This is a genomic window from Pseudoalteromonas sp. S1612, assembly GCF_005887175.1.
Taxonomy (GTDB): domain Bacteria; phylum Pseudomonadota; class Gammaproteobacteria; order Enterobacterales; family Alteromonadaceae; genus Pseudoalteromonas; species Pseudoalteromonas undina.
In genome coordinates this window covers 19,889-39,272 of sequence record NZ_PNDH01000019.1, presented here as the reverse complement: position 1 = coordinate 39,272, position 19,384 = coordinate 19,889, and the positions used below count along the sequence as shown (strand labels likewise).

Here is a 19,384-nt window from a genome sequence, read left to right as displayed (position 1 = left end):
GAGCTGTATGTGTTTTCTAATAAAGTAAAATAGGCGTGTGATAATTATATTTTTGTGTAAATTTATAAAATAGGGCTCTCATTATGAGAGCCCACGGGGATTTATAAATCAATCATTTCAATATTAACAACTACATTTTTAAAACCAGCATCTTCAAACTCTTTTTTTAACTTTTCTGCACTTGAGTAATAACTAGCTGAAACACTTCGCTTACTTCTTTGGTTAGTAACAAGTGGGGTTTCATCACCAAAATAAACGCTACCAGCAAATTGGCTTTGTGCATAAAAGTGGCCTGTTAGGGTTGTTTTTTTAGGTCTTAAAACATGACTTAAATAGTATTGCATTGTTGATAAGCTTGTTTGTTGTATCATCCAAGGCCAATCCCATTTTTTATTCTCACCTGGTATATAGCGGTGTTCCCATTGATACTCAATGCTCTTTTCTTTACCTGCCCAACGGCCTATTACAAAATTAGCAGTGTCATTAGGTCTGTTTTCAGGATGGCTTAATAAAGCATTGCCTCCCCAACGCATAAAGCCATTTATTGATAGATCGTAAGTAATATCAGCATCGAATGAATAAGGATACGATATTGATGATTTAAACAAATCGACCTTTGCATTAAGCTTTGTAAATGCTGGTACATTGGTTCTTGCCTGTACAACAACACGTTCAGCTTCTGAGCCGCCGTTACTTGTTCCCCATGCTTGCTCTGCTGCTATAGTAACCGATAACGAAGTGTCTGATCCGCCAGTAACTGAAGGGGACTTCCATGTATTGGATAAGGTAACTGACTCAGAAATACTGTAGTCATTTGTTTTAGACCAATTAGTAGCTGCATCGTATTCAATGGTAACGACTGACATCTGAGCTGCTGACGTGTCATTTACTGCAGGGACTGTTAGCGTTTTAATTAGTTCTTTGTCGGCAGCAACAATATCACCTGTTATTTTATATGATTCGTTATCCATCACATATTCAAAGTTAGATACGGTAATAGCTGACTTTTCATCACATCGATAACCATCACAGCTGCCCCCATTATAACCTTGAATTTTCCATCCAGAGCCCGCTTTAGATACCTCCATGTCATCACCCACATAGCTTGAGCGATTTCCACCAACCCACGCAAAACCCATTGTGTGAGCAAGATATGAAAGGGGTTTTATAAAATCCTCTTTTTGGTTTACTAAGTCCCATTCAATTTGGCTTTGACTGCCAGGCGCTACTTTTACGGAGCTTAATTTAGGGATCTCATTAATAGGATCGTTAGGGTAGCACCAAGAATTTACAGCAGACCCTTGTTTTATTTCACCTGCGTAGCTAGAGCCCATAATAACCCAGCCATTAGCTAATCCCGTTATTTGCCACTTACCCATTTTGTTAGTAAGTTCGTTTCTATAGGTTTGCGCTTCAGCCTTTGTAATTAGTCTATTATCAGCTGAGCAAACTCCAGCACCTAAGCTTTCATTTTTAAGTTGATCTGGATAAATTGCAGTTGTATTAGCACTTACAAAACTTGTGTGAGACAACAGCAATAGAGGTATTATTTTTTTCATTAAGTTACATCCTTTAAAATCATATTTTAATTAGGCCCTAATTAAATAATCTAATTTTGGACCGATTTTGATTCTAAAGAACTCGCTATATTTTTATAGAGTGTTAAATGAAAGTTGGTTTTTCAAAAATATTAGTTGCTTAAATATTACAAAAATTCATTAAGACTATAGTGCTATTGTAGCTACATTTTTACCCCCTTGAGAGAGTACTCTAAAAAATCGATTAGATAGCGTGTGCTTTTTGGGATTAATTTATCAGGCCATATCAGGTTTACATCTCGTTTAATAGGTTTGAATTGCGTTAATACTTCAACCAAGCTTTCGTCTTTTATATGCGGTAATAAACAATATTTTGGACCATAATAAACACCTCTTCCTTCAATGGCAGCTAAGGCACACATTTCTATATCGTTGGAAATAAAGTTGGGTTGAGGTTTAAAAATTACTTTTTCATTTTTATTTGCTTTAAAAGACCAATTTTCGAATGGCGAGCACGATATGTGGGGGAGTTTAGCTAAATCGTCAAAATTACTTGGTATGCCATATTGCTCAATTAAACTCGATGAGCAAGCTAAAACAAAGCTCATTTGGTTAATGACTTTACATATATTTTGTGAGCTATCTAATTTTCCAATTCTAATAGCTAAATCAAACTCGGTGGCTTTTAAATCAAGGCGTTCATCTGATAGCATCATATGAATCTTAATATTTGGATAAAGTAGGGTGAATTGATTTATAACGCCTGAGAAGTACACACTCTTTATAAAGTTTTGCGGTGCTATTAATTTAATTTTACTCACTTTATTTTCACTAGAGTTCTTAAAATTGCACAGCGTACTTTGTAAACCCTCTACGTGAGCTAAGCAATGGCTATAAAAGCTCTTTCCTGGCTCTGTTAATCGCAAACTTCCTTTTTCACGATAAAACAACGCTAAAGATAAGTCTTCTTCAAGTTTTTTTATTTTTCTTTGTAAAGTGGGTAAAGGAATATTTAACTTTACTGACGCTTCATTAAATGTTTTGTAATCATTTACTTTTATAAAAAGCGCGATTATATCAAGCAAGGTAAATCTCCTGTATAAATTTGAGGTATAAAATCGTATTTAGTACTTAATTATTGGTTAGATTCATAAAACTAATCATTTATTTAAAGTACCCATTAGTCCCTTTTGTGGCAACAAAAATTTTACCTTTGTATTAAATGATTTAGTTACTCGTTTTAGGATAGGAAGTACTGAAGGAAAGTATTAGTAATTTTATAATAAATAACTCATTAGAAATAATTCGTAACATTTAATCAAACAATACAATAGACACGTAATAAGCTAGGTATTACGATTAACAAACTCAATAAAAAACGCTATAAAAAGCAGAGAGTTATTATGGAAGGTAAACCAATAGATAAGAGTGTATTCGATTCTTTTTTTGGGGAATATTCATGGATGTTTAAGGCTTGTAGCATTGTTGCTTTTATAATGTGTGTATATATCAGTTTTAATACTAAAGAGTATATATGGACGCTACTTATTAATGGCGATTTAAATTCTACTATGTTGGTTATGATACTCGGTTACTTATCTGAATTTAGATATCGCTTTATTAAAGAATCAAGAAATAATTGATAGCTACTAATTTAAATCTAAGGTACTAGAGATGAATATATTTATAAAATGGTTGATTTTAGCTGCATTAATTATTGCCGCTATTGCTTGTTATTCTTATGGTAGCACTACTGGCTTATTTATTTTTATTATTGCGGGCTTTGTTTTTGAAATGGCGTTTTGGTTTAAGATGTTTCCTATAAAAAAGAAATCGTCATTGTAGAAGGCTATTGAACCGTCTTGAAAAATTAATTTTTAAGTTAGCGAGATAAGGGAATAAATAATAAGGCTGCATTTTTTACAGCCTTTTTGGTTTTATAAACTTAGTGGGTAACTCTATCGCCCCAAATGTCTTCTAGGCGGCTATCACGACCACAGCGCCAGCGATAGGTACTATAACGAATAGGGTTATTTTTATAGTAATCTTGATGATAACTTTCTTTGCCCTTTATCGGGTAAAAGGTTTTCGCATCAAGAATAGGGGTTACCACTGTTTGCTTAGTAAACTCACTAATAACAGCTTGTTTAGATTTTTGAGCTAGCTTTAGTTGTTGCTCATTAGATACAAAAATTGCGCTACGGTAGCTTGGGCCTTTATCGCAAAACTGGCCTTTGGCGTCAAAAGGATCAATGTTAACCCAGTAATGGTTTAAAATATCTTGATAGCTTAATACGTCAGTGTTGTAGGTAACCAAAACGGCTTCGTAATGGCCGCGATGATTACCATTGTAAGTAGGATTTTTAATTTCACCGCCAGTAAAACCTGAGATCACATCGGTTACACCTTCGAGTTTTTCAAAGTCACTTTCCATACACCAAAAACAGCCTCCTGCTAAAATAGCTTGTTCGGTTTTAGCATGAGCAAATGAGCTAGTCAAAAGTACGGCAGAAGTGACTGCAAATACGAGTGTTTTATTCATAAAAATTATCCACCTAGTGTGTGAGTGCGTAAATGCTTGTTATAGTAGACCCGCTAACTGTAAATACTATTTCATTGTGTAGCAGGTAACTTGTTTTAAACTCGCTTTATATAAAATGGACTCTATAAATGGAAACCAGTAATTCGCGTAATGAATTAACCACACTTTTGCAAACCAGTTTTGCTTCTTTAGGCTATAAACTGCCAAGCGCTGATGAACTCGTTTCTCATGACCACAATGCCCAATACCATGGCTATGCATTTACTTTAAACCAAAAACGCATAATTTACAGAAAGGCTAAAGTTACACCCGACAGACCTGGCGCTTTTTTAGCACTATGGAAACGCCCAGCGGATTGTAAAAATAATAAGCCAATTCCGTTAAATGATGAGTTTGATTATTTACTTGTAGAGGTTAACAGCGAAGGTTTAACTTCTACGAACAACCAAGTTACAAATATTGAACGAGGCTTGTTCATGTTCCCCGTAAATGTATTACTAAAAAAAGGCATAGTGAGTTCTTTAAACTCTAAGGGTAAAACAGCTTTTAGAGTGTTTCCACCTTGGAGCGAAAGCAGAGCCTTAAAAGGGACTGGCACATTTAGTAATTCTGCTAAAGTTACTCAGCGTTGGCAATGCGATTATTTCTTAAAGCAAGATCAAAATAAATTAATTGATTTATCTAAGTTAAACAAAATTTTAGCTAACGCTGTTTAAATTTGAATTATTAAGTCACTTTACCAGCATTGTTTTATATAGGGTTATTTACTAAAGTGAGAGCAAACAGTCATACGAATAGTAGGTAAGATATGAACCAGTTAACCGAAAAGTCGATTAGTTGCCCTTACTGTGGAGAAACCATAGAAGTATTAATTGATGTGGCTGATATTGATGAGCAATACATAGAAGACTGCCAAGTGTGTTGCAGGCCTATTTCGTTTGTCGTATTTGAAGATAACGATGAACTTAATGTAAATGTATACAGTGAAGATGAGGCATTTTAAAGGAGTTACTCAGTCGAATGACATTACAACCACTTAATAATACGCATATCCTCGAGCTAATGAGCTGGTTTAACAGTCAACATGACATAACTCAATGGGCTGGCCCATACTTTAGATACCCATTTACAGAGAAGACTTTTATTGAGGACTTAAACCTTGGTGGCTCGGCTTCTTTTGTATTGGTTGGACAACAAAACGAATTATTCGCTTTTGGGCAATATTATCAACGAAAAAACAAATGCCATTTGGCTCGTTTAGTAGTAAACCCTATATACAGGGGGGAGGGAATTGCAGCCACCCTGATTAAAGAATTATGTAAGCATGGGCACTTAAACTTAAATGTTACTTATAGCTCATTGTTTGTTTATGAAAATAACCTAGCAGCAGTTTTGGCTTATAAAAAGCTAGGATTTATAGTTGAGACGAATCAAGATTCAAGCCCATTACCAGATAACTGCGTTTATATGGTTAAAGTAATAAATTACGTTTAAGTTAGCTTTGCTGCTGTTCACGCGCTAATTGGTTAGGCAGCAACTCCTCCACAATTTCTCTCGCTGGTAAGGTGTAACGTACGCCATCAAACATAACCGATGTGAACTCATCAATATTAGTAATGCCGGTGAGAGTCCAACCTTCACCACGTTTTGGGCAGTAAACAGTAGTAGTTGGTTGTATTACTTTAAAATTGTCGTTCATAGTTTATCTTAATTAATGCTTGTGAATACGATATGGTAAGTTAATAATGACGTTCTATAAAGTGCTATTTAAAGCGCGTTTACTTTATTTGGCATAGGCATGTTTAAAACGATAAAATTACCCCGCGTTACCTTGCGTTTAATTACCCACAAACATGGCGCAGCGCTATTAACAATTTTAAATAATCCCCTCGTTTATGAGTTTAACGATTATAAAACGCCGCTAAATAAAGAGCATGTTAAGCAATTAATTCAAGATGATATATCGAGTTATTATCAAGGGGAAGGTGTTCGCCTTGCGATTGAACATAATATGTCTGGCGACTTAATTGGTACTTGTGGTTTGTATAACATTAATAACCAAACTAAAACTGCTTATTTGGGCTTTGAGCTTGATCCTTTTTATTGGCAACAAGGCTTAATGCATGAAGTACTTAAAGGTTTTGTCAGTGAGATACATCGCTCTTTAAACATTGAACATCTATACGCAGAAATTCATGGTAAAAATGTACGCTGTTATAACTTACTCACTAAGCTTGGCTTTGTATTTAACCAGCAACTTAATAACGGTGTATGGCATAAGCAATTAACTAAAATGGATGGCGCATGAGAATTAAAAAAGCGATTATTTTAAATATGTTGCTTACGGCTAGCGTATTTGGGCTTGCAATAACTGGGTTTAGCTATTATCAAAATGATGTTTCAGAGTTTGTTGATGTAACCCTAGATTCGAAAGTGCTTAAAGAGTCACGAAAAGTATTTATAAGGTTACCCGATAGTTTTGACAAAAATAAAGCGTATCCACTTATTATAAAAACAGATGGTAATTTTAATCTAGCTAATTGGGATAAAGCCTTAAAAGCATTAAATCATGAAAGTACATTAAATGAGGCTATTTTAGTTGCTATACCAAATCAGTTTTTTACTGATACTAGAAATCGTGATCTTGTGCCACCTTATGCAAGGAAGGACGTTAATACAAATCCTCGACCTAAACATGAAAGTTCGCCTGAAATTTTTGGTAAAGCTGATTTGTTTTTAGCTTTTCTAGAGCAAGAGTTACTTACTTATTTAGAGGCCAACTACACATTAACTGAAAATCGAATTTTGACCGGATTTTCAGCTGGGGGCAGCTTTACTTTATACACGCTGCATACTAAACCAAAGTTATTCAATGGTTACTTTGCATTTAGCCCAGCCGCTTGGTATGACGATATGACAGTGACTAAGCGGTTTGATGCATTTTTAAAAACAAATATAAATTGTATAAAACAACCGACATTTTTATATATCACTGTCGGTGGGGCAGAACACTCTTTAATGTTAGGTGCATACAATAATTTAGTTACTAGTTTAGCAAAACATCCAAACGACTGGCTTAAGTGGGGAAGTACAATTAATAGTAATGCTGAACATAATCAAAACCCTGCACTGAGTGTCGATAAAGCACTGTTAAATTATACGGCGTTCTTGAGCTCGCAAATTAACACGCCTTCTGATTAATAAATGATGGTGATCAATTAAATATAGTTTGCATTGATTTTTATTGCTTTACTGCTGGTGGAGTATCCACCTAAAAAAGAACACATCATACATTATTTGATTTAAAACAAGTCTTAGCAATAGGTGAATTTTTTAAAAAATATAATCAGGGAGGGGGGAAATTGGTGGCGTGTATTGGGCGTTTTTTAACTTATATCTACGCGTTTTATTAAGTGAGTTATGTAGGAACAGGAAAACCAAATTAAACAAAGCAACAATGTAATTATTTAGATGTTCTAAGTTAGACATTTTAATTGCAGCTAACATCGGGTTTTCCATCAATGGTTCAGTAATACACAGACTTAAACTCCACCTTTTTATAATTGACGTTACAACAATGCAATTTTGTTGCTCAGTTGCCTCAGCATGGCTTCTGCATTTGGTATCTCGTCGTTTAAACCTGTGATCAGGGTCATAAAATAGCAGTCCATCATCACACTTGCTTTTATTTCATCAAATTCTGGTTGTTCACTAAATAGTAGTTTTTTAAATTCATCCATTTGTGCTTTAAAAAAATCCTCACGCCAAATGATGTCGCTAATTAGTAATTTGCTAAATTCACTGTTTTCACAATAAAACGAATATAGAGGGTGAGCGTAGTGGCGTAATTTCAATCGAGGAGGGCGCTGAGTATCTGATTGCTTTGCTTGCTCGATAATAACTTCAATTTGTTGCTGCATACCTGCCATAAGCAGATCAATTTTATTTTCAAAATGACTAAACACAGTACCAACTGCCACATTAGCTGCAACAGCAATTTCTCTTGTCGATGTGTGGTCATAACCTTGTAGTAAGAAAAGCTCCCATGCTGAAGCTAAAACTTTATCCCGTGTTTTTTCTTTTTTACTCATACTATTCAACGCTTTATATTTTTGTTAGAAGTTGGGCCTAAATCAGCACTTGATTAATTGAGCGCGCTCAATTAAATTTATGAGCATGCTCAATTAATTTAAAGGTGATACATGGAGTTTATCAAACGTGTTATTGGTTATGTACTTTTTATTCCACTTATTTATTTTTATTCTTTTATTCTCGGCCCAATCCTAAAAGCCGTTTTAGTCCCAGGTGGGGTTGTGTTTTTGTGGCTTATTTTAGGGCCAAAAGAGGGGGCGCGTGCGTTAAAAAAAGCGTTTAAGAAAAAGTAGTTAAACCTTCTGCAAAAACAATAAAAAAGCCCTGCTATTTTGCAGGGCTTTAGTCAGTTTAACTTTGCAAATTTAAGCTTGAAAGCTCAACAGGCCATTAAAGAACGTATCTAAAACCAAAAGCAATACCGTCATCTTCCGATTGTTCCATTTGTGCTTGCTGTTGCTTATTATCACTTTCAAAATCACCAAAGTCTTTACGCGCTTCTACATAAAGTTGGGTGTTTTCATCTATTAAGTAATGCACACCAATAACAGCAAATTGACGCTTAAATACATCGTTAGGATCGGCGTTAAAGTTTGGTTGAATTACGTAGTCATCACCTGCATCAAATAAGTTGTAGGCAATAAATGGTCTAAAATCGTTTTCAAAACGATAAGACACAAATGTTTCAATACCAATTGCATCTTTAATTAAACGACCAATGTTATCTGTGTCGTGGTTTTCGTTTTTATTGATATTAGCAGCTATATATAAACCTGGCGCATCAATATTGCCCCAAATAACACCGGCACCGTAAATTAAATCGTCAACTGAACGGGTTGTTCCGTCGCCATAAGTTAATTCAAACTCGCCGCGGTTAATACCGGCAGTCAGTTTTAGCTTATCAGTCACGTTATAAGTTACTGCACCGCCAAATGTATAGTTAAATTCAACTTGTTGCGCCGCAGTATCGCCTGACTCAAAATTAGCCTGACATTGTGATTCTGTAATATCACTTACATCACAGGTATAAAATGCGCTATTTTTTAACTGAGTTTGTACACTAAAATCAAAATCACCGTAACTATTACGGTATTGCAATGTTTTATCGCCACGTCCCGTACCATTTACAGCACCGTCGTCTTTGTTGTAGGTATATACACCTGCGGCATTGCCATCCCAAACATAGCTGTAGTTAGTTGCATATACTACGTCAAACCACGCACCCCATTGTTTACCAATAGTAATTTGGCCGTATTTGTCGTGTTTAAGTCCTGCATAACCTAAACGATTATACAAAAATTCATCTTGAATTGATTCAAAACGGTTGTTGTATACAATATCGCTACTGCCAACAGGGTTTACACCCCATTCAACTAAAGCCATTGCTTCCCAGCCGTTCTTTAGTTGACGTTTAAAATCAAAATTAATTCGTGAGGCACCATTAACCACTTCATTTTGACCTTGAGTATTAATTACTCGCGCATCTATATAGCCGCCAATAGCGACTGTATTTTTTTCATCCTTAAATACTTCAATTGCTGAAACACTCGGTGTTGTTAAAACACCTGCAATCGCGAGCGATACTAATTTTATTTTCATTGTGTGTGCCTTGCCTAAAAAAGACGTTTTTATAATTACTAAATTCGAAGTCGTGCAGACTAGCAAAGCAATAAAAGGCTCAAAAGTGAAAAATTATCAACGATAATTAATACAAAATACGCAGCTTGTTCACTTTAAGTTAATGCTGTATTTATTTTGTAGCCGTATAAACCGCTATTTAATTTTGGAATAAGACATTAGGATTAAATGCAGGAGGGGGAGAGTTGAATTTTTTTCATAGTTGCTACTGTCGGCATAGGTAGAGCTAAAACTCTAATGCTATAAAAAACGTTAATATAGCCGTATTAAATGTTAATAAAAGTAAAATGCGACCAATTAGCGATTTAGTACGTTTAAATTATTTATTTTTCTGTAACGGTGATTGTTTTTTTATTAAACATATTTTTACCGCGTTAACAGCATAATAGTGAATTTCACTTCGCTTTTTTGCACATTTACTCGTTCATCTCTTTGGCTGTTTTAATCCTTTAATAGCTAATAAACAACTACTGTTTACTTTAGGTTGTGCTTTAAACTTTCATAGAAAAAAACGCTGATTTGGTTTAAACTGCGCGCAATTTAAATACTTCAGTCTCCCTTGGAGGGTAGCGCTATTATTAGTACAGCTAACATCACCATGCAATTTGGTGCTAAACCGTTATTTGAAAATATCTCAGCTAAATTTGGTGAATCAAACCGCTATGGTTTAATTGGTGCCAACGGTTGTGGTAAATCAACGTTTATGAAAATTCTAAGCGGTGAGCTTGAGCCATCATCGGGTAATGTAAGCACAGATCCTAATGAACGTGTTGCTAAACTAAATCAAGATCAATTCGCTTACGAAGAGTACTCAGTGATTGATACTGTAATTATGGGTCACAAAGAGCTTTGGGATATTAAACAAGAGCGTGACCGTATCTATAGCCTACCTGAGATGAGTGAAGAGGACGGCATGAAAGTAGCCGATCTTGAAACTGAGTTTGCTGAAATGGATGGCTATTCTGCTGAGTCAAAAGCGGGTGAGCTATTATTAGGTGTTGGTATAGCGACAGAGCAACATTACGGTCCTATGTCTGAAATCGCACCAGGTTTTAAACTTCGTGTGTTATTAGCCCAAGTGTTGTTTTCAGACCCTGATATCATGTTGCTTGATGAACCTACCAATAACTTGGACATTTACACAATCAAGTGGTTGGAAGATGTTCTAAATCAACGTGACTGTACTATGATCATCATCTCGCATGACCGTCACTTTTTAAACTCGGTATGTACACACATGGCCGATATTGACTACGGTGAATTACGTATTTACCCGGGTAACTACGATGAATATATGTTTGCAGCAACCCAAGCTCGCGAGCGTTTATTAAGTGAAAACGCTAAAAAGAAAAGCCAAATAGCAGAACTACAACAGTTTGTATCGCGTTTTTCTGCTAATGCCTCAAAAGCGAAGCAAGCAACTTCACGTGCAAAACGTATTGATAAAATTCAATTAGACGAAGTAAAAGCCTCATCACGTCAGTCGCCATTTATTCGTTTTGAACAAGAAAAGCAGTTATTCCGTAACGCGCTTGAAATGACCAGCTTATCGCAAGGCTTTGAAGAAACTTTATTCTCAGGATTAGAAGGCCTCGTTGAAGTAGGTGAACGCATTGCTATTATTGGTGAGAATGGTGTGGGTAAAACAACATTATTAAACACCTTAGCAGGACGCTTAGCACCTAAAAGCGGTGAGTTCAAATGGTCTGAAAATGCTAACATTGGCTATTATGCACAAGATCATGCCGATGAGTTTGAAAAAGACATGAACTTATTTGAGTGGATGGAGCAGTGGCAGCAAGAGGGTGATGACGAGCAAGTTGTTCGTAGTTTCTTGGGTCGTATGTTGTTTTCACAAAACGATATTAAAAAATCCGTAAAAGTTATCTCAGGTGGTGAGCAAGGTCGTATGCTGTTTGGTAAAATCATGATGCATAAACCAAATATCTTATTAATGGATGAACCGACGAACCATATGGATATGGAATCAATTGAAGCGCTTAACTTAGCACTTGAAGCCTATGAAGGTACTCTGATGTTTGTGTCTCACGACCGTCAGTTTGTATCATCAGTTGCTACCCGTATTTGGGAAATTAAAGACGGTAAAATTATCGACTTTAGAGGAAACTACAGCGAATACTTGGCGAGTAAAGAAGCATAACAGCAAGTATTTTCAGCATTTAAAAAAAGCCATGTTTAACATGGCTTTTTTATTGCCTGCTGGTCGCATTACTGCGGCATTTAAGTATATAATACCCGCCATAAAACCGGACATAAGTCCGCTATTTTTAAAATACATTACTGAGGAGTATTTATGACTGTTGGCATTATTATGGGTTCTAAATCAGATTGGCCAACCATGGAACACGCTGCGCTGATGCTAGAAAAATTTGGCATTGCTTATGAAACTAAAGTGGTTTCTGCTCACCGCACTCCTCAATTACTTGCTGATTACGCAAGTTCTGCAAGCGAACGAGGCATTAAAGTAATTATTGCAGGCGCAGGTGGGGCAGCCCACTTACCGGGTATGGCTGCAGCGTTTACATCATTGCCTGTTTTAGGCGTTCCAGTTAAGTCAAAAGCGTTAAATGGTGTTGATTCATTATTGTCTATTTGCCAGATGCCTAAGGGCGTTGCTGTTGGCACATTGGCTATTGGTGAGCCTGGTGCAGCTAATGCCGGTTTATTGGCTGCACAAATATTAGGCTGTCAAAACCCTGAAATTTTCGCCAAAATTGAAGCGTTTCGTAAAGAGCAAACCGACACTATTCTAGCTAACCCAAATCCTGCAGAGTAATAATGACTATATTAATTTTAGGTGCTGGGCAGCTTGCGCGAATGATGAGCCTTGCTGGCGCACCGCTTAATTTAAATGTGGTTGCTTATGATGTTGGCAGCCAACAAATTGTGCACCCGCTAACCAACCAAGTGTATGCAACCACACTTGAGCAAGCTATCGATGATGCAGATGCGATTACCGCTGAATTTGAACATATCCCCGATGATGTATTAACGCTTTGCTGTAATAGCAATAAGTTTTATCCAGGTAAACAAGCAATAAAAACCGGTGGTGACCGTTCGCTTGAAAAAGCCTTGTTAGATAAAACCGAAGTAGCTTGTGCGCCATACCAGCTTATTACTGAAAAAGCGCATCTTGAACAAGCAGTTAAAACATTAGGCAAACCGTTAGTAATAAAAACCTGTCAAGCTGGGTATGACGGCAAAGGCCAGTGGCGTTTAAAATCAGATGATGAGATAAACACTATTTGGGCTGAAATGGCCGACTTTATTGCCTCAGGTACAGAGCAGGCACCGCACACGATTATTGCTGAGAAAATGATCCCGTTTGATCGTGAAGTCTCTATTATTGGCGTGCGCGACAAAGAAGGTAACGTTGCAGTTTACCCACTTACAGAAAATCAACATACAAACGGTGTGTTAACCCTTTCACTAGCCGGTAAAGATAATAGCTTAGTAGAGAGCCAAGCAACCTCGGCATTTACTCGTATAGCAAAAGAACTTGATTATGTAGGTGTATTGGCCATTGAGTTTTTTGATGTTCAAGGTACGTTATTAGTTAACGAAATAGCTCCTCGAGTGCACAACTCAGGACACTGGACACAGCAAGGTGCTCACTGCTCGCAATTTGAAAACCATATGCGTGCTGTTGCAGGGTTACCTTTGGGTAATACGCAAATTAAGCAACCTACTGCTATGATCAACGTCTTAGGGCAAGAAAAAATCCCAAATGAGGTTTTAAAAACAGCGGATGTAACCAGTCACTGGTATGGTAAAGGCGTTAAGCCTGGTCGTAAAATGGGGCATATTAATGTTTCGGGTGAGAGTTTACAGCAATTAGGTAACCGCCTAGCTGAACTTACATCATGCTTGCCAGAGCAGGATTACCCAGGCGTATTAGCTACTAGCAAATCGCTATTATAAGTTAAAAAATTAAGCGGTAAGTTGAATCCAATTTATCGCTTTACCTTCTAAAGGTTTCTTTTTAATGATCCACCCAAAGTTTCGTACTATTGTGTTCGCTTTTTTTATGGCACTTTTCATGTCAGGCTTTATGTCGTTTGTTATTTCAATTTTTAATGTAGGCATGGTCGAAAATATTGTAGCTATATGGCTTAAAGCCTGGTTATTTGCCTTTTGCATTGCCTTTCCTACAGTTATATTTGTTGCTCCCGTTGTCCATAAACTGACTAATAAACTTATTCGGCCTTAAAATAGTGATTATCACTAAATTGCATAAGCCAACATTTATACTCTCACTCGCACTGTGTATGACTCCTTTTATTGGAGCAGGAAGTGCATTGGTTTTAGGCGCTATATTTGCTATTACCTTAGGCAACCCGTTTGCTGAGTTATCTCAAAAGGCAAGTAAAGTAATGCTCAAGCTTGCTGTTGTAGGCTTAGGCTTTGCTGTTGATTTTAATGAAGTAATTGAAGTAGGGCGCAGCTCATTAGTATTAACAATTGTGAGTATTACTGCCATAATCGGGCTTGGAGAAATTTTAACCCAAGTTTTTAAGCTTAATCGTAATACGGGCGTGTTAATTTCATTTGGTACCGCTATCTGTGGTGGCAGTGCCATAGCCGCTATGGCACCGGTTATAAAAGCTAGAGATCACGAAGTCGCTGTTGCCTTAGGGATTGTATTTTTACTCAATGGCATGGGATTATTGTTGTTTCCCGCAATTGGGCACTATTTTGAGTTAACCCAACAGCAATTTGGTTTGTGGGCCGCATTAGCCATTCACGACACTAGCAGCGTAGTGGGGGCATCGGCTACTTATGGTGCAGTGGCACTGAGTATTGCCACTACGGTAAAATTGACCCGTGCGATGTGGATCATTCCTTATACAGCGGTTGCGGGAGTGTTTATGCGCTCTGATGAAAAGGCGAGTATTCCTTTATTTATTGTGGGCTTTTTATTAGCCGCATTAATTAATACTTATATGCCGTCGTTTTCATCAACATGGGAGCTTATTAATAGTGCAGCTAAGCAATTATTAGTGGTTACACTGTTTTTAATTGGCAGTGGTTTGTCACTATCGGTTCTTAAGCAAGCAGGTATAAAGCCATTTTTGATGGCAATTACTTTGTGGGTTATAGTCAGCAGCACTATTTTATTATTAATTATAGATGGATTCATATAATGAAACGTAATCTGAGTATTACAGCAATCAGCAGTGTGTTATTTGCTGTTTTTTCTAGCAGCCCTGTATTGGGTGAATCGCTACGCGTAGCAACCTTTAATGTCAGTATGGATGCCACTAATTACACCGCTAAAAATGAACAAGTAAAAAGTGATGCACTGGTAAATGCACTGCGTTCAAACCACCAGCAAATTAAAAATATTGCTGAAATAATCCAGCGCGTCCGCCCAGATGTGGTACTACTCAATGAGTTTGACTACATTCCAAAAGAGCAAGGTATCGAGTATTTTAAAAGCCATTATTTAAATGTAAGGCAAAATAATCAAGCAGCAATTGATTACCCATACGTTTACATTGCCCCCGTTAATACCGGCTTAGCAACTGAGTTTGACTTGGACAATAACGGCAAAAAAACTGGGGTAATGGGTGATGCACAGGGCTTTGGTTTTTTTGAAGGCCATTACGCAATGGCGTTTTTATCTCGCTACCCGATTGATTTTGACAACATCAGAACCCTGCAAACCTTTAAGCACAAAGATTTACCTAATGTACAAATGCCGGTTGACCCAAAAACTAATACCAATTGGTATAACGATGAAGAGTGGAATACTTTACGTTTAAGCTCTAAATCTTTTTGGGATATACCCGTAAAAGTAAACGATAAAGTAGTCCATATGCTAGCGTCGCACCCAACACCACCTGTGTTTGATGGCGAAGAAGACAGAAACGGTATTCGTAACCATGATGAAATTAGGCTTATTGCCGATTACGTTAATAACGAAAGTTACCTTTATGATGATAATGGTAAAAAGGGTGGGCTTGCAGCAAAATCGCGATTTGTGATTTTAGGGGATCTAAATGCCGCACCTGAAGGTGATAAAAAGCGTACTAATACTACTGATCAAATACTTAAAAGCCCATTGATTAACGCCGGTTTTATTCCAACCAGTGAGGGCGCAAAAGAGCAATACCCGCAAGCTTATGCTAAAAACTATACCGCTAATTGGCAAGCACGCGTTGATTTCGTTTTGCCTTCAAACTATGGGTTAACCATTAAAGGTGGTGGTGTTTTTTGGCCGAAAAAACAAAGCGAATTATATCGTTTAATTAAAGATAGAAATGCATCAAGCGACCACCGATTAGTCTGGCTTGATTTAACGGTTGAATAAACGGGTTACTCACCCCGATATCAGCGTTGTTTATCTTAAATAATTGCAATTATAAAGGTGCTTCTGCTTAAATATGGTTAATTATAATAACCGTCAAGAAGCACTATGATTTTTAAATTCTCATCTTCTAAAACACTCGTTGCAATCGCTGTTGCATCAAGTGTTATGTTAGCGGGTTGTACAGCAACCGCTACAACTTCTACTGACTCATCTATTCAAACAAATACCACCGTTGCTAGTGTTGTAAACACGCCCGCAGATTTGGGCGAATCAAAAATTACCCTTGAACAAGCGATGGCTCACCCTGATTGGATTGGACGCCAACCGCAAAGCGCTTTTTGGAGTGCAGATTCAAGTACCGTTATTTACGCGCGTAAGCAGCTAGGTAGTGAGCTAAGAGATTTATTCGCTCAAGCTGTAAACTCACAAACAGCAGAGCAAGTGGCACTAGAAAAATTACACCGTGTTGGTTCAAGTAAAGCTGTTTTTTCAAACGATAAATCACTTCAAGCTTATGTGTTTGAGGGTAATGTATTTATCAAAAACGTAAAATCAGGCGCAATTAAACAAATTACGCAAAGTTCTGCGACAGAGTCAAAACCACAATTTTTAAACGACGGTAACTTAGCGTATCGCCAGGGTAATATCTTTTTCAAAGTAGACTTAACCACAGGTTTAACCCGTGAAATTGCCAACTTAAAACTGGCTGATAAACCACAAGGCGTAAAAGAACCATCAACTTATATCGCCAAAGAGCAACATAAGCTGATTGATTACATTGCACTACAGCACAAAAATAAACAAGACAAGCATGCACGTAAAGAGCAAGTAAAAGCTAATAACAGCTCAATTGCTAATACCTATTATTATTTAGGCGATGGCAACACGGTTGATGAAGCCGAGCTTTCTCCAAATGGCGATGCGTTAATTGTTGTAGTACAAGAAAAAAGCTCATGGCGTGGTGAAGGCGATATTATGCCTAATTACATCACTGATGATGCGACGATAGAGCCTAAAAAAGTTCGCCGTCGCGTAGCTGATTCTAAAGAGCAAACCTCAGAGCTTGTTTATATTAACCTTGCAGATCAAAGCCAAACCACATTAGGGTTTAACACCTTACCTGGTTTTGATGAAGATGTACTTGCTGAGGTTAAAAAAGAAAACTTCGCCCGTGAAGGTAAAACCTATAAATCTAAAAAACAACCTCGTGGTATAAACGTTATTTCAGATTGGGGTTGGAATCAATCACCCATCAGCTGGAACGATGATGGTAGCCAAGTAGCGATTATGCTTGAAGCATGGGATAACAAAGATCGTTGGTTAGCCACTGTAGATTTTGAAAATAACCAACTTGTCTCTCAACATCGACTACATGACGACGCATGGATTGCTTATGCGTTTAACGACTTTGGTTGGTTAAATGATTCCAATACTCTGTATTATTTATCAGAAGAGTCGGGCTATAGTCAGCTTTATAAAAAGCCACTTGATGGTAAAGCGACTGCGCTAACCATGGGTAAATTTGAAGTATCTAATTTAACCCTCGCTGATGACAATAGTGCTATCTATTATAAAGCGAATGTTGAGCATCCAGGTCTTTACGAAATTTACCGTGTAAACCCACAAACAGGTGATAGCGAGCAAGTAACAGACTTAAACGGCATGACGGATTACACCTTAAGCCCTGATCAGTCTAAGTTATTATTAAAACACTCTAAAATTACCATTCCGACTGAACTTTATGTAGCTGAGGCTAAAGCAAACACAACCGCAACTCGTTTAACTAACACGGTATCTGACGCGTTTTTAGCTAAAAAACTAACGGCGCCTAAAATTGTTGCTGTGCCTTCAAGCCATACAGATCAGCCAATATACGCCAAAGTTTATTACCCAGCTGATTACCAAGAAGGTGAAACAGGTAAAAACCGTAAAGCGGTTATTTTTAACCATGGTGCCGGTTACCTGCAAAATTCACACATGGGTTGGTCTGGTTACTTTCGCGAATTTATGTTCCATTCATTACTTGCCGATGAAGGTTACGTAGTGATGGATATGGATTACCGAGCATCAAAGGGGTATGGCCGAGATTGGCGTACTGCTATTTACCGCCAAATGGGAACACCTGAAACACAAGACTTAGCAGATGGCGTAAAATGGATGGCTGAAAATGCCAACGTTGATACTCAAGCGGTTGGTACTTACGGTGGTTCATACGGCGGATTTATGACCTTTATGGCGTTATTTACCGCGCCAGACTTGTTTCAATCAGGTGCTGCGCTTCGCCCTGTGACTGATTGGGCACATTATAATACAGGCTATACTGCTAACATTTTGAATCACCCAGATGTTGACCCAATTGCTTATGAGCGTAGTTCACCTATTTACTATGCAGAAGGGCTTAAAAAGCATTTATTAATAAATGCGCCTATGGTTGATGATAATGTATTTTTTCAAGATTCAGTGCGTTTAGTACAGCGTTTAATCGAGCTTGAGAAAGAAAACTTTGAAACAGCAATCTTCCCAGTAGAGCCGCATGGTTTTGTTCAGCCTTCGAGCTGGTTAGATGAATACCGTCGAATTTATAAGCTGTTTAAAGAAACACTATAAATAGCGGTAAGTTAATAAGAAACGCCACAATGTGGCGTTTTTTATTCTTTATTTTTGCTGATGAATTTAATAATTAAAGGAACGCCCAACAATGCGCCGCCAATCGCGCCAATTAAATGTGCATCAACAGCCACCGTTGAGTTTATCAATGCGCCTATATCAGCACTAGGGCCATTTATTTGTTCAGCGATTAGCTTTACCCACACACCAATAAACAACACATAACCCGATTTAAGTCCAACAGTGATATCTTTTATGGCTCCCCAAATGATCACGCCATGCAAAACTGCACTAAGCCCTGTGTAAATTGTAATTGCGGGACAAAACCAAAAAACACCTAAGCCACACCAAACTGCTAATGTGGCAATATTAAAACTATATCTGCTTGGGGATGTGTACTCACCATGCAATAACCAAATAAGCGCTATACCGGCACAATTTAACCCTAAGTGCGCCCAGTTAGCATGTACAAATTGGCTGGTAAATAAACGCCACAGTTGGCCTTGTTCAACCAGTTGACGATTAAATTCAAGTTCGTTGTTTATCCCCAGCCATGCTAAGAGCGAACTTAATACAATTAAACATAAGGGAGGGAAAATATAGCGCGGCTGAAGAGGTAAATTAAGCATTTAG

General features: G+C 37.4%; 22 protein-coding genes. 15 read left to right on the top strand and 7 right to left on the bottom strand.

Features of this window, described 5'->3' with window-relative positions; all coding sequences use genetic code 11:
* Positions 1-101 precede the first annotated feature (101 nt).
* Positions 102-1,559, bottom strand: a complete 1,458-nt coding sequence (locus CWB78_RS07960) for an aerolysin family beta-barrel pore-forming toxin (protein ID WP_138594959.1) — start codon at positions 1,557-1,559, stop codon at positions 102-104.
* Between the two features lie 182 nt (positions 1,560-1,741).
* A complete protein-coding gene (locus CWB78_RS07955) occupies positions 1,742-2,623 on the bottom strand; it encodes a LysR family transcriptional regulator (protein WP_010390037.1) in 882 nt (293 codons plus the stop codon).
* Between the two features lie 318 nt (positions 2,624-2,941).
* Here CWB78_RS07955 and CWB78_RS07950 point away from each other — a divergent pair, with 318 nt between their 5' ends.
* Positions 2,942-3,181: a hypothetical protein gene (locus tag CWB78_RS07950; RefSeq protein WP_010390035.1), complete on the top strand. Its 240-nt coding sequence runs from the start codon at positions 2,942-2,944 to the stop codon at positions 3,179-3,181.
* 31 nt (positions 3,182-3,212) lie between these two features.
* Positions 3,213-3,383, top strand: a complete 171-nt coding sequence (locus tag CWB78_RS18785) for a hypothetical protein (RefSeq protein ID WP_010390033.1) — start codon at positions 3,213-3,215, stop codon at positions 3,381-3,383.
* A 100-nt stretch (positions 3,384-3,483) separates the two neighbouring features.
* Here the strand turns inward: CWB78_RS18785 and msrA are convergent, their stop codons facing one another.
* Positions 3,484-4,080, bottom strand: a complete 597-nt coding sequence (gene msrA, locus CWB78_RS07945; protein WP_138594957.1) for a peptide-methionine (S)-S-oxide reductase MsrA — start codon at positions 4,078-4,080, stop codon at positions 3,484-3,486.
* 128 nt (positions 4,081-4,208) lie between these two features.
* Here msrA and CWB78_RS07940 point away from each other — a divergent pair, with 128 nt between their 5' ends.
* The 3 genes from CWB78_RS07940 to CWB78_RS07930 all read left to right on the top strand — a co-directional run bounded on the left by CWB78_RS07940 (position 4,209) and on the right by CWB78_RS07930 (position 5,574).
* The gene (locus CWB78_RS07940; protein ID WP_054200951.1) at positions 4,209-4,796 is read left to right on the top strand and encodes a MepB family protein; all 588 of its coding nucleotides are present in this window, start codon (positions 4,209-4,211) and stop codon (positions 4,794-4,796) included.
* A gap of 92 nt (positions 4,797-4,888) precedes the next feature.
* Positions 4,889-5,083 (top strand): CPXCG motif-containing cysteine-rich protein, encoded by a 195-nt coding sequence (locus CWB78_RS07935; protein WP_138594955.1) that lies wholly within the window; start codon positions 4,889-4,891, stop codon positions 5,081-5,083.
* A 17-nt stretch (positions 5,084-5,100) separates the two neighbouring features.
* Positions 5,101-5,574, top strand: coding sequence for a GNAT family N-acetyltransferase (locus CWB78_RS07930; RefSeq protein WP_054200949.1), 474 nt, complete (start codon positions 5,101-5,103; stop codon positions 5,572-5,574).
* A gap of 1 nt (position 5,575) precedes the next feature.
* Here CWB78_RS07930 and CWB78_RS07925 read toward each other — a convergent pair whose 3' ends face one another.
* Positions 5,576-5,779 (bottom strand): hypothetical protein, encoded by a 204-nt coding sequence (locus CWB78_RS07925; RefSeq protein ID WP_138594953.1) that lies wholly within the window; start codon positions 5,777-5,779, stop codon positions 5,576-5,578.
* Positions 5,780-5,878: 99 nt separating this feature from the next.
* Between CWB78_RS07925 and CWB78_RS07920 the strand changes: the two genes are divergently transcribed.
* Positions 5,879-6,388 carry a GNAT family N-acetyltransferase gene (locus tag CWB78_RS07920; protein WP_054200947.1) on the top strand — a complete coding sequence of 170 codons (510 nt, stop codon included), beginning with the start codon at positions 5,879-5,881 and terminating at the stop codon, positions 6,386-6,388.
* Complete coding sequence (locus tag CWB78_RS07915; RefSeq protein WP_138594951.1) at positions 6,385-7,281, top strand: alpha/beta hydrolase; 897 nt, start codon at positions 6,385-6,387, stop codon at positions 7,279-7,281. Before CWB78_RS07920 ends, CWB78_RS07915 begins: the two co-directional genes overlap by 4 nt.
* Positions 7,282-7,649: 368 nt before the next feature.
* On the opposite strand, the gene CWB78_RS07910 is transcribed toward CWB78_RS07915, so the two are convergent.
* Positions 7,650-8,171 (bottom strand): TetR/AcrR family transcriptional regulator, encoded by a 522-nt coding sequence (locus tag CWB78_RS07910; protein WP_010390018.1) that lies wholly within the window; start codon positions 8,169-8,171, stop codon positions 7,650-7,652.
* 111 nt (positions 8,172-8,282) lie between these two features.
* Between CWB78_RS07910 and CWB78_RS07905 the strand changes: the two genes are divergently transcribed.
* Positions 8,283-8,465, top strand: coding sequence for a hypothetical protein (locus CWB78_RS07905; protein ID WP_138594949.1), 183 nt, complete (start codon positions 8,283-8,285; stop codon positions 8,463-8,465).
* 97 nt (positions 8,466-8,562) lie between these two features.
* Here the strand turns inward: CWB78_RS07905 and CWB78_RS07900 are convergent, their stop codons facing one another.
* Positions 8,563-9,771, bottom strand: coding sequence for a porin (locus tag CWB78_RS07900; RefSeq protein WP_138594947.1), 1,209 nt, complete (start codon positions 9,769-9,771; stop codon positions 8,563-8,565).
* A 613-nt stretch (positions 9,772-10,384) separates the two neighbouring features.
* Between CWB78_RS07900 and CWB78_RS07895 the strand changes: the two genes are divergently transcribed.
* The 7 genes from CWB78_RS07895 (at position 10,385) to CWB78_RS07865 (ending at position 18,751) form a co-directional block, all read left to right on the top strand.
* Entirely contained in the window at positions 10,385-11,971 is a 1,587-nt protein-coding gene (locus tag CWB78_RS07895; protein ID WP_076919581.1) for an ABC-F family ATPase, read from the top strand.
* A 153-nt stretch (positions 11,972-12,124) separates the two neighbouring features.
* Positions 12,125-12,607: a 5-(carboxyamino)imidazole ribonucleotide mutase gene (gene purE / locus CWB78_RS07890; protein WP_008114610.1), complete on the top strand. Its 483-nt coding sequence runs from the start codon at positions 12,125-12,127 to the stop codon at positions 12,605-12,607.
* 2 nt (positions 12,608-12,609) lie between these two features.
* Positions 12,610-13,752 carry a 5-(carboxyamino)imidazole ribonucleotide synthase gene (locus CWB78_RS07885; protein ID WP_138594945.1) on the top strand — a complete coding sequence of 381 codons (1,143 nt, stop codon included), beginning with the start codon at positions 12,610-12,612 and terminating at the stop codon, positions 13,750-13,752.
* Between the two features lie 64 nt (positions 13,753-13,816).
* Positions 13,817-14,041, top strand: a complete 225-nt coding sequence (locus CWB78_RS07880) for a DUF2798 domain-containing protein (protein ID WP_075169227.1) — start codon at positions 13,817-13,819, stop codon at positions 14,039-14,041.
* Between the two features lie 4 nt (positions 14,042-14,045).
* Positions 14,046-14,975 (top strand): YeiH family protein, encoded by a 930-nt coding sequence (locus CWB78_RS07875; RefSeq protein ID WP_054200941.1) that lies wholly within the window; start codon positions 14,046-14,048, stop codon positions 14,973-14,975.
* Entirely contained in the window at positions 14,975-16,144 is a 1,170-nt protein-coding gene (locus CWB78_RS07870; RefSeq protein ID WP_138594943.1) for an endonuclease/exonuclease/phosphatase family protein, read from the top strand. Before CWB78_RS07875 ends, CWB78_RS07870 begins: the two co-directional genes overlap by 1 nt.
* Before the next feature lie 105 nt (positions 16,145-16,249).
* Positions 16,250-18,751, top strand: coding sequence for a S9 family peptidase (locus tag CWB78_RS07865; RefSeq protein WP_138594941.1), 2,502 nt, complete (start codon positions 16,250-16,252; stop codon positions 18,749-18,751).
* Positions 18,752-18,792: 41 nt separating this feature from the next.
* On the opposite strand, the gene rrtA is transcribed toward CWB78_RS07865, so the two are convergent.
* Positions 18,793-19,380, bottom strand: a complete 588-nt coding sequence (gene rrtA, locus CWB78_RS07860; protein WP_138594939.1) for a rhombosortase — start codon at positions 19,378-19,380, stop codon at positions 18,793-18,795.
* Positions 19,381-19,384: the final 4 nt, after the last annotated feature.

Excerpts from the sequence above, each read along its gene's own strand:
- CWB78_RS07960 (WP_138594959.1), bottom strand. The coding sequence starts at position 1,559 with ATGAAAAAAATAATACCTCTATTGCTGTTGTCTCACACAAGTTTTGTA.
- CWB78_RS07950 (WP_010390035.1), top strand. The coding sequence starts at position 2,942 with ATGGAAGGTAAACCAATAGATAAGAGTGTATTCGATTCTTTTTTTGGG.
- CWB78_RS18785 (WP_010390033.1), top strand. The coding sequence starts at position 3,213 with ATGAATATATTTATAAAATGGTTGATTTTAGCTGCATTAATTATTGCC.
- msrA (WP_138594957.1), bottom strand. The coding sequence starts at position 4,080 with ATGAATAAAACACTCGTATTTGCAGTCACTTCTGCCGTACTTTTGACT.
- CWB78_RS07940 (WP_054200951.1), top strand. The coding sequence starts at position 4,209 with ATGGAAACCAGTAATTCGCGTAATGAATTAACCACACTTTTGCAAACC.
- CWB78_RS07935 (WP_138594955.1), top strand. The coding sequence starts at position 4,889 with ATGAACCAGTTAACCGAAAAGTCGATTAGTTGCCCTTACTGTGGAGAA.
- CWB78_RS07930 (WP_054200949.1), top strand. The coding sequence starts at position 5,101 with ATGACATTACAACCACTTAATAATACGCATATCCTCGAGCTAATGAGC.
- CWB78_RS07925 (WP_138594953.1), bottom strand. The coding sequence starts at position 5,779 with ATGAACGACAATTTTAAAGTAATACAACCAACTACTACTGTTTACTGC.
- CWB78_RS07920 (WP_054200947.1), top strand. The coding sequence starts at position 5,879 with ATGTTTAAAACGATAAAATTACCCCGCGTTACCTTGCGTTTAATTACC.
- CWB78_RS07915 (WP_138594951.1), top strand. The coding sequence starts at position 6,385 with ATGAGAATTAAAAAAGCGATTATTTTAAATATGTTGCTTACGGCTAGC.
- CWB78_RS07910 (WP_010390018.1), bottom strand. The coding sequence starts at position 8,171 with ATGAGTAAAAAAGAAAAAACACGGGATAAAGTTTTAGCTTCAGCATGG.
- CWB78_RS07905 (WP_138594949.1), top strand. The coding sequence starts at position 8,283 with ATGGAGTTTATCAAACGTGTTATTGGTTATGTACTTTTTATTCCACTT.
- CWB78_RS07900 (WP_138594947.1), bottom strand. The coding sequence starts at position 9,771 with ATGAAAATAAAATTAGTATCGCTCGCGATTGCAGGTGTTTTAACAACA.
- purE (WP_008114610.1), top strand. The coding sequence starts at position 12,125 with ATGACTGTTGGCATTATTATGGGTTCTAAATCAGATTGGCCAACCATG.
- CWB78_RS07885 (WP_138594945.1), top strand. The coding sequence starts at position 12,610 with ATGACTATATTAATTTTAGGTGCTGGGCAGCTTGCGCGAATGATGAGC.
- CWB78_RS07880 (WP_075169227.1), top strand. The coding sequence starts at position 13,817 with ATGATCCACCCAAAGTTTCGTACTATTGTGTTCGCTTTTTTTATGGCA.
- CWB78_RS07870 (WP_138594943.1), top strand. The coding sequence starts at position 14,975 with ATGAAACGTAATCTGAGTATTACAGCAATCAGCAGTGTGTTATTTGCT.
- CWB78_RS07865 (WP_138594941.1), top strand. The coding sequence starts at position 16,250 with ATGATTTTTAAATTCTCATCTTCTAAAACACTCGTTGCAATCGCTGTT.
- rrtA (WP_138594939.1), bottom strand. The coding sequence starts at position 19,380 with ATGCTTAATTTACCTCTTCAGCCGCGCTATATTTTCCCTCCCTTATGT.